The sequence below is a fragment of the Saccharopolyspora sp. NPDC002686 genome (assembly GCF_040295745.1).
Classification (GTDB): domain Bacteria; phylum Actinomycetota; class Actinomycetes; order Mycobacteriales; family Pseudonocardiaceae; genus Saccharopolyspora; species Saccharopolyspora oryzae.
Genome location: NZ_JBEOVY010000242.1, coordinates 1 through 11,922 on the forward strand (window position 1 = coordinate 1; position 11,922 = coordinate 11,922).

Consider the following 11,922-nt stretch of genomic DNA (forward strand, 5'->3'; position numbering starts at 1 on the left):
AAGCGCGACCATCGCCGCTCACGCCTCAGAGCGCTTCGTGCACGATCCGGCCGTCGACGATCGTGCAGGCCACCGGCAGTTCCGGCAGGTCCTCCGGGGCGCAGGTCAGCGGGTCGCCGTCGAACACCGCCAGGTCCGCCCGCATGCCGACCCGGATCCGCCCGGACACCTGCTCCTCACCCGCGCCGTAGGCGGCTTCGGTGGTGTACCCGGCGAGCACCTGCTGCGCGCTGAGCGCCTGTTCCGGCAGCACCGGCGCCCGGTCCGGCTCGGCGACCGGGCGGCGCAGCCGGGCCCCGGCCATGATCTCCCGCGGGTCGTAGCCGGCGATCGGCCAGTCCGAACCCAGCGCGACGTGCCCGCCCGCGGCGAGGACGTCCCGGTACCGCCAGGCCCGTCCGCAGCGTTCCTCGCCGATGCGCTCCGACCAGTTGTCGCTGTGGTCGGGCAACGTCCAGTCCATGTGCGTCGGCTGCATGGACGCCACCACGTCGAGCTCGGCGAACCTGGTGACGTCGGCGTCCTGGAGCAGTTCGACGTGCTCGATGCGGTGCCGACCGCCGGCAGCGCGCCCGGCCGCGGCGTAGGTGTCGAGCGCGTAGGACACCGCCTTGTCGCCGATGGCGTGGGTCCAGCACGGCAGCCCCAGGTCCACCGCCCGCTGCACGGCTTCGGCGTAGGCCCGCGCCTCGCGCCACACCGGGGCAGTGCCCTGGCCGTGCGAGTCCGGGTGGCACAGCCACGCGCTGCCGCCGTCGATGACGCCGTCGAGGAAGAACTTGATCGCGCCGGTGCGCCACATCCGACCGGGCCGGTTCCGCAGGTCCTGGACGATCTCCAGGGTGTCGTCGACCGTGCCCGGCAAGCACCACGGCGCCACCACGGTCCGCACGGTCAGGTCACCGCGCTCGTCGAGCAGCTCGAAGAGCTCGTCGGTGCCCGGCCAGATCGCCAGGTCCAGCATGTGCGCGCCGGTGATGCCGACCGCGTTCTGCGCGCGGTGCAGGTCGGTCACCCGCCGCGCGAGCTCGTCCATCTCCAGCGGGGGAACCGCGGAATCGCCGAGCCGCACCGCCAACGTCTCGTGCAGCTCGCCGGTGGGCGTGCCGTCCGGGTCGAGCACCACCTCAGATCGGTCCGCGAACTCCACCGGGCCGGTGATCCCCGCCTGCTGCAGACCCCGGGTGTTCATCAGCGCGGTGTGCGCGTCGATCAGCGTCAGCAGTGCCGGATGATCGCCGATGGCGTCGTCGATGTGCTTGCGGTGCAACCAGTCCGGGCGGAAGGCGTTGTACTCCAGTCCGTAGGCGATCAGCCATTCGTCGCGCGCCAGGCGGGCGCTCTCCGCACGCAGCTTCGCCCGGAGCTCACCGAGGTCCACCACGCCGGTCAGGTCGAGACCGCGCATGTCGGCGACGCCGTGCACCGGGTGCTGGTGCGAGTCGACCAGACCCGGCGTGACCGTGCGCCCCGATCCGTCGATCACCTGGGTGCGCCGTCCGATGTGGTCGCCGACGTCGTCGCCGACCGCGCAGATCCGGCCGTCCCGCACCGCCACCGCACTGGCCGGCCGTCCGTCCATCGTGATCACCCGAGCACCGGTGATGACGAGGTCCGCAATGGTCACGATGCACTCCGATCTGCGAAGGAACTGCTGCTGACGACCCGGTCCCGCGGCTTGGCCGTCACGAAGTAGACGAGTCCGATGAGGAGGATCAGCGCGGTGCCCAGCGGTGCCGCCCAGACCTGGTACCAGGGGGCGCCCACCGGTGCGAGCAGCTCGCGGGGCCAGGTGATGTTGACGAATTCGAACCCCAGCCACAGCACGGCGCCGAAGTTCAGGACGGTGCCCATCCGCCCCAGCTGGACGTGCCCGCCCGGCACCCACGCCCCGCGCAGCCGCGCCACCAGAGCGGCGACGGCGACCAGCAGGAAGGTCAGGTAGAAGGCGGAGGTGCCGAAGGTGATGACGCTGCCGATGGCGGCGCTGTTCAGCACCAGCAGCAGTCCGACGCAGGCCACCGCGGTCACCGCGATCGCACCGCCGATGGGTGCCTGGTTCTTCCGGCTCACCACCCGCAGGAACTTCGACAGCGGCAGCACGTCGTCCCGCGCGACCGAGTACAGCGCCCGCGCCGTCGACCCCTGCGCCGCCATCCCGCAGGCCAGGAACGCGATGATCACCACGACGACGAAGGGCTTGGCCGACCAGTCGCCGAAGGACGCCACGACCGCGGTGGTCACCGGGTCGGCATCGGCCCCGGCCACCACGCTCGCCGGATCCGGGTGGGTGAGCACCACCGCGAAGGCGTTGAGGATCACCAGCAGACCGACGCTGAGCAGCGCGATCCAGACCGCGCGCGGCACGTGCCGGGTGGCGTTGCGGGTCTCCTCCGAGGTCGACACGCAGGCGTCGAAACCGATGAACGCCCAGCCGCCGACGGCCACCGCCGCGACGAACGCGGCGAGCCCGGAGCCGTCGAAGAGGGCCTCGGTGCCGAAGCTCTCGGTCAGGATCGACCACGGCTGCGTCCGGAACACCAGCAGCAGCGCGACCCCGACCAGCACCGAGGCGATGGCCTCGGCCACCACGCCCATCGCCAGCGCGCGGCGCAGCACGTCCACGCCGAGCACGTTGGTCAGCGAGCACACCACGACGAACACCGCCGCCGCCACGACCAGCTGGTTCGGCGTCGGGGCGACGCCGACGAGGGTGAAGACCCACGGCGCGGCCAGGTAGGCGATCGTGGTGTTGGCCAGCAGGCTGGAGCACATCGAGATCCAGCCGGTGAACCAGGCGTAGGACGGGCCGAGCAGCCGCCGGGTCCACTGGTAGGCGCCGCCGGAGATCGGGAACTCCGAGGAGAGCTCGGCGTAGAGCGCCAGCAGCAGGCACTGCCCGACCAGGCAGACCGGCAGCGCCCACACCCACCGGGGGCCGGCGATCGTCGCGCCGACCAGCACCACCGCGTAGAGCCCGACGACCGGGGAGATCGTCGCGAAGCCCATCGTGACGTTGCCGAGCACGCCCAGACCGCGCTTCAGCTGGGGTTCGTATCCGAGCTCGCGCAACCGCGCGGAATCGTCGTCGGTGTCCGAATCGTTCCTGGTAGCTGGGGTTTTCACGCCTTCGCCCTCCCTTGGACGGGGCCAACCTAACTAAGTTAGGCAGGGACTGTAGGCGGCCGCGAGGAGTTTGGGAAGACCTCGGTCGCGAAGGGATCCCGGCACCCGCCCCGGCTCGGGAAGAATGGGCGCGTCCGACGATCGCGGAGGAGGACCGGTGACCCAGACCAGGCGCGGCTCGCTGACGAGGCACGACATCGGCCTGGCCGCGCTCGCGGTCGTCGACGAGGAAGGCGCCGAAGCGCTGACCGTCCGGCGCATCGCGGCCAAGCTCGGCGTCCAGGCGCCGTCGCTGTACTCGCACGTCGACGGCAAGGACGACATCCTCGAGCTGATCACCGAGATCATCACCGCGGACATCCCGGCCCTGGAGCTGAACGCCGCGAACTGGCGCGACGGCCTGCTGAGGTGGGCCCGCACGTACCACGCGGCGTTCGCCAAGCACCCCAACGCGGTGGGGATCATCGCCCGCCGCGCGGTGACCATCACCGAATCGCGGAAGGCCTACGAAGACGTCGTCGCCATGCTCGTCGAGGCGGGCTTCGCCCCGGCGGCGGCGCTGCGAGTGGTGCTCGGCATCGACTACGTGGTGCTGGGCTCGATCCTCGCGCCGTTCTCCCCCGCCTTCGACCAGCCCCTCGGCGAGGACTACCCGGCCCTGCGCAACGCGATCCGCGCCACCGAGCCGTCCGAGGTCGACGGCACCGCCTTCGGCGAATCGGTCCAGGCCTACGTCTCAGGCCTCCCGAACCCCGCCTGACGACCATCCCGCCAGGCCCCCGCCAGACCGCAGTTTCAATTGAAACTGCAAATCCCACCCACGGCAGATCGCAGTTTCAATTGAAACTGCGGGCATCCGCCCTCCCCCGAACAGCAGGAAGGCCGGCACCCGCGCTGGGGTGCCGGCCTCGTGCCAGATCGGCTCGTTCGGTCAGTGGAACGAGTCGCCGCAGGCGCACGACCCGCCCGCGTTCGGGTTGTCGATCGTGAAGCCCTGCTTCTCGATGGAGTCGACGAAGTCGATCGTCGCGCCCTGCAGGTACGGGGCGCTCATCCGGTCGACGACGACGCCCAGGCCCTCGAAGTCCCGGCGCGCGTCACCGTCGAGGGTGCGCTCGTCGAAGAAGAGCTGGTAGCGCAACCCCGCGCAGCCACCGGGCTGGACGGCGATGCGCAGGTGCATGTCGTCGCGGCCCTCCTGGTCCAGCAGGGCCTTGGCCTTCTGGGCCGCCGCGTCGGTCAGCGTGACACCGTGGGCGGGCGCCTCGCTCTCGGTCGTGCTGTTCGGGGCGGTCATGGACTCTCCCTTGAGGTCTCGCTCTGTCCGATTCCGGCGTGTGGTGCAACCACGGGCCGGACCGGCCTATTCCCGCGGGCTGCCCCGGGGACGTGTCACCTCCATGGTGGCACAGCTGCGGGGCGAGCTGGTGTGACGTGGCTTCGGACCGGCAGGTGGCGGTGTTCACTCCGGACGCCCCCGGGAGGACGACCTTTCGCCCGGTCTGCTGCAACAACGCTGAGTGGCGTCGAATACCCTGCGGAATACGCAAAGCACTGCTCTCACCTGCATGAACGTGGTTTCCGTGGGACGTACGTGGGATATGACACCACTGCTGCCACGAAGGAAAAGGTCTCATGGAAGCCGCGCAAGCAGCGCACCCGGATGCTCAAGGTCGCCTGCGGGCACTGCGACTACACGGTCCGCACCACAGCCAAGTTGGCTCGAACTGGACATGCCCCTGTGCACCGAAGGTCAAGAAATGCAGCTCTGAACAAGACAAAAGCCGACCGGGCTCGCTGGCTCGGTCGGCTTTCTTAACTGAGCGAAGACGGGCCTTCTGCTACTGCGGCAGCGTGAAGGACCACGACCTCCACAACGTCACGTCGGCGATGGTGATCGCGGACTCATCTTTGCCTAACCCGATCAGGTGACGCGTGATCGGAAATGAGTAGATTTCCCCTCCGGCCAGGCCTCCACCGTCGATATGGTCGCCCAGCCAGAGTCGTTGAAGAGGGGGCACGTCACCGTATGCGGGAGCCATTCAGCTCCGAGTTGGTCGCACCGGCCGTTTTCGGATCCGAGTATTCGGGCTATGAGTCGGAAGAAGCAGCGGAGACGGTCTTTGTTCTGTCCGAACGCCTTGGACCGCAGGACCGTGAGGCCCGCGTCGAGCTGCGTAAAGACGAGGCCGAACGTCTTGTGATCTTGGCCTACACGTCGCTTGAGCTCCTGGTGGAATGCTGCGGCGAGACGCAGCCGTGGATCGGCGTGGGGCTGCCCGATGTCAGTCGGGTCCAGAACGAGTGCGGCGCTGAAACGGTGCTGTGGGACGTTCCGCTGCCCTCGGGCTCACGTCAGACGGCGAGTGCGGAGGGGAACGAGTCGTAATGCCAGACGAATTCAGCGTCGACAAGCCAGCGCTGCAAGCGATCGCCAGCTCACTGCGAACGTCCACGGCAGAGCTGGGTACGGCCGCCAGCAACGCCGCGAGCAGCACAGATGCAGGCGAGTCGACACCGGATGTGTCCGAGGCGGTCTCTGCTCTCCTCGGCGCTGCTGCGGCCATGGCGGCTGGGGCAGAGCAGTCCGGGGATGACGTGGCAGCGAGCCACGCGAGTTACGACGAGACTGACTCGGCGGCCGCCGAGAACCTTCCGCCGCTGCCACTCCCGTCTAACAACACGACGACGCCAATGCCTTGGGGGAACTAATGGCGCAGTCGATAGATACGTTCGTTGCCGGCGACATCGGCTCATGCCGGAGCACCGCCGCATGGCTGAACAGCGTGAGCGGCGGGGTCCACGAGATCGGAACAAGCCTGCACCGAGCCCGGGCTGACTCGGAGTCGTGCTGGTCCGGCCAGGCCGGCGATGCCTTCCGCAACGTTATGAAGGTCAACGGCACCGACGCGGACGAGCTCGCCGAACAGGTCACTGTAGTGAAGAAGGCGCTCGAGAAATTCGCCGACGAGCTTGACACCGTGAAGCGCCGGATCGACCAGGCCCGTGAGGTCGCGGCGTCGAAGGGGTTGACGGTCACGCCCACGACCATCGAGGGGCCTGGCCCAGCCCCACGGAACCCTGCTCGAAACGGCCCCGGCTATCGGTCGATGCCTGCCGAGAAGCGGGCGGAGATCGAGGGTGTGGATGCTGCGCACCTTGCCGAGCACGAGGCCAAGGTGCGGGCGTTCCAGGACGCCCAGATGGCCGTTGACGCGGCTCGGCGGGACGAGAAGGCGGCCCACGCGACGCTGGCCTCGTCGATGAAAATCCACAAGACGTTCCTCGAGACCCTGTCGCCGAGCAGCTGGACGTCGCAGGTCAGCCTTGCTGCCTCGACATACTCGGCATCTCACACGGCGGCCAACGCATTGGCCGCGCGTGCGCGTGAGGAGAAGGCGCTCGCCGAAGCTTCGCGCCAACTGCTCAAAGACCCCAACCTGCCGCAGGCGGAGCGCACCAAGGCTCTCGCCTCCTTCTTGCAGTCGTCGGCCAACGAGAGTGCTGCCACCAGGGCTGCGGGGAGCAATGCGCGGATTGACAAGGTGATCCCCGGGCCGGGGTGGGCGAAGAGCGCCGTTGGGTACTCGTTCAAGGGCGTGGGCATCACTGGTGCCGCGATGTCCGCGTTGAGCGCCTACGAAGCAATCAAGGCGGGAAAGGACCCGGGGCGGGTCGTCACCACCACCGGTGCGCAGATTGCGACGGGTACGGCCATCGGCGCTCTCGGCAGTGCTCTTGCTGCAGGCGGTTACGTCAGCGGCGCTGTGGCCACGGGAGGTGTCCTGGTTGCGGGCACCGTCGTCACCGCTGGGGTCGGTTACGTTGTTGACCATCACTACGACGACATCAAGGATGGGGTCCACGACGCAGGTAAACGGCTCGAAGAGATCAACCCGAAGATGACGCGGTGACACAACACATGTTTGCTGACCTCCCGGCGAAGCCCGACGTGCAGACCGGTGAACCCCGGCCGCCGGAGGCACCGCTGGTCCTAGGCAAGATGGGGCCCGCCACCACAGATCTTGATCAAGCGGGTCCCGTGCCGGACGGCCGGGGGCCAGCCCTCGACGTTTTCATTCAGGACCGACGGACCGTCCTGCTTGGCTCATTGATCGTGATGGGCGTCATCGTGATCGGGGCAAGCCTCCAGCGGGGCAGCTTCGAGTGGATGTCAGACCCGGTGATGCTGGGCATCGTCGGCGTCGCCGGACTGATCATGGTGCTGCGGGGGTGGAGCACCCGGCTTACCGCCGGGTCCGACTGGCTGCGGGTCAACCGCAAGTGGATCGACACCTACAAGATCACCAACATCCATCTGTACGGCGTCATCGTTGGATGGACCCTCGTCCTGCAGGACGAGAACGGCCGGAAGGTCCGGACCTACCTTGGGAGCCTCGAAGCGAATCGCGAGTTGTGGGCGCTGGTCTACAACGGACTGGCGCATTCGGTTCGTACAGGCGCTACCTTCAACGCGATGGCCGGCAACATGCTCAAGCTGCGCCAATTCACGAACAAAGGCTGAATCGCTGGTGGCCGCATGGACGGCCTTAATCGGCGGTATGGCGAGTTCGGCGACAACTCCCAGAGACCGCGGCCACCAGCCATTCCTGCAAGCTTGTGAACGGGGCTGCGAGCCTACCGGATCACGTGCCTTTCGACGCTTCAGCGAACTCGACGGCACCGAGCGCAGAAAGAATTCGTCCCTTCCAATTCGTGTCCCTAGCTTTTAGTTGTGAAGAAGGTGCCCGCCCCGGGGGCAAGGTCATGGAGCCGCAGAACTTCCACGCGATCGTCGTTCGTGCGGCGACGAAGGCCAAGCTGCCGCCCGGTGTGACGCCGTACGTGCTGCGGCACAGCTACGGCACGCGCTTGACTGACAACGGGGTGGACCCATTCGAAATCGCGCGGCTGATGGGGCACTCCACGCTCGAACAGAGCATGGACTACGTGCACCGCAGCGACGCCGCACGTCAGCGCATTCTGGCCGCGCTCGGCGACGAGAGCACGAAACGTCTTCGCCTCGTGGGAGATGATCAAGCGCGTGGGATGGAGCGTGGGATGGACCCGCGTCCCACCGGTTCCGATCATGACCGTTCCGGTATCGAAGTGAAGGGGGGTTGACCAGCACTAACAGTCATCCATGTCACATCCGGTCCCACCAAGTCCCGATCCAGGAAACCGCAGGAAAAGGCGCGTACCTTACCCTGTTGGAGTGAGGTTCCTTCGTCGCAACAACGCTGAGCAGGCCGCCAACCCGGAGTCCGAGAACGAGACTGCCCAGTCCGCGGCGGAGCATGCCCCCAACCACACGCCCAAGAAGGGCCGTCCCACGCCGAAGCGCCGGGAGGCCGAGGGCAAGCGGCGCGGCCCGGTCCCGCCGCCGCCGAAGACGCAGCGCGAGGCGGTCAAGCGCGCCCGCGGCAACAAGGAAGAGCGCCGCAACGCGGCCCGCGAGCGCCGCGAGCGGATGATGCAGGGCGACGACCGCTACCTGATGCCCCGCGACAAGGGCCCGGTGCGCGCCTACGTCCGCGACCTGGTGGACACCCGCCGCCACCTGATGGGCATGTTCATGCCGCTGGTGCTGATCGTGTTCGCCAGCACCCTGTCGCAGAACCTGGTGATCCAGCAGTACGCGACCCTGTTCTGCATGGCCCTGCTGGTGATGATGGTCATCGAGGGCACCCTGCTGGGCCGCTACATCAACAAGCGGGTCCGCGCGAAGTTCCCGGACTCCCAGGACAAGGCCTTCTCCCTGGGTTGGTACGCCTTCACCCGCGCGATGCAGATCCGCAAGCTCCGCGTCCCGCGCCCCCGCTACACCCCCAAGGACATCGCCAAGGTCAGCTGACCGATGCGCGCGTTGGTGCTCGGTGGGGCTCGTTCCGGGAAGTCCGCTCATGCCGAGGGTTTGGTCCGCGCCGACGAGGTGGTCACCTACGTGGCCACCGCTCGGCGGATTGCCGGTGATCGCGAGTGGGACGAGCGGATCGCCGCGCACGTCGCTCGGCGGCCCGCGAGTTGGCGGACCGTCGAAGCTCCGGACACCGGCTCGCTGTGCGCGGTTCTGACCGGTGCTCCCGCTGGTGCGTCCGTGCTCGTCGACGACATCGCCACCTGGTTGACCGGTGTGCTCGACGACGCCGGGGCTTGGGAGCGGGATCCCGCTGCGCTGGAGGTCGTGGCCGCGAAGTGCGATGAGCTCGTCGAGGCCGTCACCGGTTGTGCCGGGCGGTTGGTGCTCGTCTCCGCCGAGGTCGGGCTGGGCATCGTTCCGGCCACCCGGTCTGGGAGGCTGTTCCGCGACGAGCTCGGTGCGCTCAATGCCCGGCTGGCCGAGGTGTGCGACGAGGTCGTCCTGCTCGTCGCCGGTCTTCCGCTCCGGCTGCGCTGAAATCGACACGGAGGTTCGCTTGTCCACCGACCAGAACGAGATCAGCTTCCCGACGGTGCCGGCCCCCGACGAGCAGGCCCAGCGGCAGGCCGTCGCCCGGCACGAGCAGCTGACCAAGCCCGTCGGCTCGCTGGGTCGGCTGGAGGAGCTCGGGGTCTGGGTCGCCGCTCGGCAGGGGCTCTGCCCGCCGCGGCCGTTCACCCGGCCGCGAGTGGTGGTCTTCGCCGGTGACCACGGCATCGCCTCCCACGGCGTGTCCGCCTACCCCGCCGAGGTGACCGGCCAGATGGTCGCGAACTTCCTGGCCGGCGGTGCCGCGGTGAACGTGCTCGCCAACAGCGCCGGGGCGACCGTGCGGGTCGTGGACATGGCCGTCAACACCGACACCCCGCCGGTGGTCAGCGCGCGCAAGGTGCGCCGCGGATCCGGGGCGATCGACCGCGAGGACGCCCTGACCGACGCCGAGGTGCGCTCCGCGCTCGAGGCCGGACGCGCCATCGCCGACGAGGAGATCGACTCCGGGGCCGACCTGCTCATCGCCGGGGACATGGGGATCGGCAACACCACGCCGGCCGCAGTGCTGATCTCGGTGCTCACCGGGACCGAGCCGGTGGCGGTCGTCGGCCGCGGCACCGGCATCGACGACAACGCCTGGATGCGCAAGACCGCGGCGATCCGCGACGCGCTGCGCCGGGCCCGCAAGGTGCTCAACGACCCGGTCGCGCTGCTGCGCACCTCGGCTGGCGCCGACATCGCCGCGCTGACCGGATTCCTCGCCCAGGCCGCGGTCCGCCGCACTCCCGTGCTGCTGGACGGGGTCGTGGTCGGGGCGGCGGCGCTGGTCGCCGAGGAACTCGCGCCGGGCGCGCGGCAGTGGTGGCTGGCCGGGCACCGCTCCGCCGAACCGGGCGGGCCGCTGGTGCTCGACCACCTCGACCTGACCCCGGTGATCGACATGCAGATGCGGCTCGGCGAGGGCTCCGGGGCGCTGACCGCGCTGCCGATCCTGATCGCCGCGACGCGGGTGCTCGGCGAGATGGCGACCTTCGCCGAAGCCGGTGTCGGCGGCCCGACAGAAGCCGAGGCCACCGGCCCGAAGTCGTGACCCTGGACGGTCTCCGCCTGGCGGTCTCGTGGCTGAGCGTGCTGCCGCTCCCGGCGCGCCGCGTCGACGACGCCACGTGCCGCCAGGCGATCGCGTTCGCACCGCTGGTCGGCGCGCTGGTGGGAGGTTTCGGCGCCCTCGTGCTCTGGGGGCTGACCGAGCTCGGCGCTCCCCCGCTGCTGTCCGGGCTGCTGGCCGTGGCGGTGTTGGTGCTGGTCACCAGGGGCATGCACGTGGACGGTCTGGCCGACACGGTGGACGGTCTCGGCTGCTACGGACCGCCGGAGCGCGCGTTGACCGTGATGCGCGACGGCGGCGCCGGACCGTTCGCGGTGGTGGCGCTGATCCTGGTCCTGGGCATCCAGGCGACCAGCCTGGCCGAGCTGACGTCCAACCCGCTGGTGCTCGTCCTGGCCTGCGCCGTCGGCCGAGCCGGCTTCGTCCTGTGCTGCCGCCGCGGCGTCCCCTCGGCCCGCCCGGAGGGCATGGGCGCCCTGGTCGCGGGCAGCCAACCGACCTGGCTCGTCGCCACCTGGTGGCTGCTCCTCGTCGCCGTCGCCGCTGTCGCCTTCGACTGGCGCGCGGCGATCGCGGTCGTGGCGGCGGCTGCCCTGCTCGTCGCCTTCACCCACCACGCCCAACGCCGCTTCGGCGGGATCACCGGAGACGTCCTCGGCGCGTCCTCCGAACTGGCCACCACGATCGTCCTCATCGGCGCCACCCTCACCTGACCCAGACGTCGGTTCTCCACTGAATCCATCACCGCGCACCCTATGGTGACGACTGCAATTTCGATTGAAATTGTCTGCGTGCACGGCCGAAGGGGCGTCGAAAAGATGACAATTTCGATTGAAATTGCACCACGCGGGGCGACCACCTACCGCTTTGAACCCGACGCAACCCCGGACGCCACGGCACCACACCCCTGCCAGGTCCGCCGGATATCACCACCGGGGCGATCGGTAGTGGTACACAGCGCGCCAACCGAGGAGAGGTGCCGTCGGGGGCGGGTCGCGTCGGGTTCAGAGCGGCAGGTGGCCGCTTTGAGCGTGTAGCAATTTCAATCGAAATTGTCGTCGTTCTCGACGGAAGGTTCCGTGGCGAGGTTTGACAATTTCAATCGAAATTGCGGAGGTTCACCGCCGCTCGTGTGGTGGCGATACGCGGCTCGCCGCCGGATCTGCGGTGGTGGGGCGAGGTCGGCGTGTCGGGCGCCGGACACGCCGAGGGGGCGCAGTTTCAATTTAAAAAGCGCCCCCACCCACACGGGCCCAGGACTGGATAACTCCCAATA

Annotated in this window: 13 protein-coding genes; 9 read left to right on the plus strand and 4 right to left on the minus strand. The window is 68.8% G+C overall.

All coding sequences use genetic code 11. The features are described from left to right. Nucleotides 1–25: 25 nt before the first annotated feature. Both ABTZ89_RS26800 and ABTZ89_RS26805 read right to left on the minus strand, forming a co-directional pair. A complete protein-coding gene (locus ABTZ89_RS26800; protein ID WP_351049651.1) occupies nucleotides 26–1,627 on the minus strand; it encodes an amidohydrolase in 1,602 nt (533 codons plus the stop codon). Next, the gene (locus tag ABTZ89_RS26805) at nucleotides 1,624–3,126 is read right to left on the minus strand and encodes an APC family permease (protein ID WP_270949464.1); all 1,503 of its coding nucleotides are present in this window, start codon (nucleotides 3,124–3,126) and stop codon (nucleotides 1,624–1,626) included. Before ABTZ89_RS26805 ends, ABTZ89_RS26800 begins: the two co-directional genes overlap by 4 nt. 157 nt (nucleotides 3,127–3,283) lie before the next feature. On the opposite strand from ABTZ89_RS26805, the gene ABTZ89_RS26810 reads away from it, so the two are divergent. Next, a complete protein-coding gene (locus ABTZ89_RS26810; RefSeq protein ID WP_351049655.1) occupies nucleotides 3,284–3,886 on the plus strand; it encodes a TetR/AcrR family transcriptional regulator in 603 nt (200 codons plus the stop codon). A 171-nt stretch (nucleotides 3,887–4,057) separates the two neighbouring features. Here ABTZ89_RS26810 and ABTZ89_RS26815 read toward each other — a convergent pair whose 3' ends face one another. Then, a complete protein-coding gene (locus ABTZ89_RS26815; RefSeq protein ID WP_270949466.1) occupies nucleotides 4,058–4,423 on the minus strand; it encodes a HesB/IscA family protein in 366 nt (121 codons plus the stop codon). A gap of 756 nt (nucleotides 4,424–5,179) precedes the next feature. Here ABTZ89_RS26815 and ABTZ89_RS26820 point away from each other — a divergent pair. The 8 genes from ABTZ89_RS26820 (at nucleotide 5,180) to cobS (ending at nucleotide 11,359) form a co-directional block, all read left to right on the plus strand. Continuing rightward, nucleotides 5,180–5,515 carry an SAV_915 family protein gene (locus tag ABTZ89_RS26820; RefSeq protein ID WP_351049659.1) on the plus strand — a complete coding sequence of 112 codons (336 nt, stop codon included), beginning with the start codon at nucleotides 5,180–5,182 and terminating at the stop codon, nucleotides 5,513–5,515. 322 nt (nucleotides 5,516–5,837) lie between these two features. Then, nucleotides 5,838–7,040, plus strand: a complete 1,203-nt coding sequence (locus ABTZ89_RS26825) for an Rv0964c family protein (RefSeq protein WP_351049662.1) — start codon at nucleotides 5,838–5,840, stop codon at nucleotides 7,038–7,040. Next, on the plus strand, nucleotides 7,037–7,651 hold the full coding sequence (locus ABTZ89_RS26830; RefSeq protein WP_351049665.1) for a hypothetical protein: 615 nt from the start codon (nucleotides 7,037–7,039) through the stop codon (nucleotides 7,649–7,651). The genes ABTZ89_RS26825 and ABTZ89_RS26830 overlap by 4 nt, the downstream gene beginning before the upstream one ends. Before the next feature lie 242 nt (nucleotides 7,652–7,893). Beyond that, a complete protein-coding gene (locus tag ABTZ89_RS26835) occupies nucleotides 7,894–8,250 on the plus strand; it encodes a tyrosine-type recombinase/integrase (RefSeq protein ID WP_351049668.1) in 357 nt (118 codons plus the stop codon). A gap of 91 nt (nucleotides 8,251–8,341) precedes the next feature. Continuing rightward, nucleotides 8,342–8,980: a DUF3043 domain-containing protein gene (locus tag ABTZ89_RS26840; protein WP_270949467.1), complete on the plus strand. Its 639-nt coding sequence runs from the start codon at nucleotides 8,342–8,344 to the stop codon at nucleotides 8,978–8,980. A gap of 3 nt (nucleotides 8,981–8,983) precedes the next feature. Next, complete coding sequence (gene cobU, locus ABTZ89_RS26845) at nucleotides 8,984–9,523, plus strand: bifunctional adenosylcobinamide kinase/adenosylcobinamide-phosphate guanylyltransferase (protein ID WP_351049670.1); 540 nt, start codon at nucleotides 8,984–8,986, stop codon at nucleotides 9,521–9,523. A gap of 19 nt (nucleotides 9,524–9,542) precedes the next feature. After that, entirely contained in the window at nucleotides 9,543–10,628 is a 1,086-nt protein-coding gene (cobT, locus tag ABTZ89_RS26850; protein WP_351049672.1) for a nicotinate-nucleotide--dimethylbenzimidazole phosphoribosyltransferase, read from the plus strand. A gap of 2 nt (nucleotides 10,629–10,630) precedes the next feature. After that, on the plus strand, nucleotides 10,631–11,359 hold the full coding sequence (cobS, locus tag ABTZ89_RS26855) for an adenosylcobinamide-GDP ribazoletransferase (RefSeq protein WP_351049677.1): 729 nt from the start codon (nucleotides 10,631–10,633) through the stop codon (nucleotides 11,357–11,359). A gap of 329 nt (nucleotides 11,360–11,688) precedes the next feature. Here cobS and ABTZ89_RS26860 read toward each other — a convergent pair. After that, a partial coding sequence (locus tag ABTZ89_RS26860; RefSeq protein WP_351049674.1) for a hypothetical protein occupies nucleotides 11,689–11,922 on the minus strand: 234 nt, incomplete at its 5' end.

Bases quoted from the DNA above. Each gene is read 5' to 3' on its own strand.
- ABTZ89_RS26815 (WP_270949466.1), bottom strand. From the start codon at position 4,423: ATGACCGCCCCGAACAGCACGACCGAGAGCGAGGCGCCCGCCCACGGT.
- ABTZ89_RS26825 (WP_351049662.1), top strand. From the start codon at position 5,838: ATGGCGCAGTCGATAGATACGTTCGTTGCCGGCGACATCGGCTCATGC.
- ABTZ89_RS26835 (WP_351049668.1), top strand. From the start codon at position 7,894: ATGGAGCCGCAGAACTTCCACGCGATCGTCGTTCGTGCGGCGACGAAG.
- cobU (WP_351049670.1), top strand. From the start codon at position 8,984: ATGCGCGCGTTGGTGCTCGGTGGGGCTCGTTCCGGGAAGTCCGCTCAT.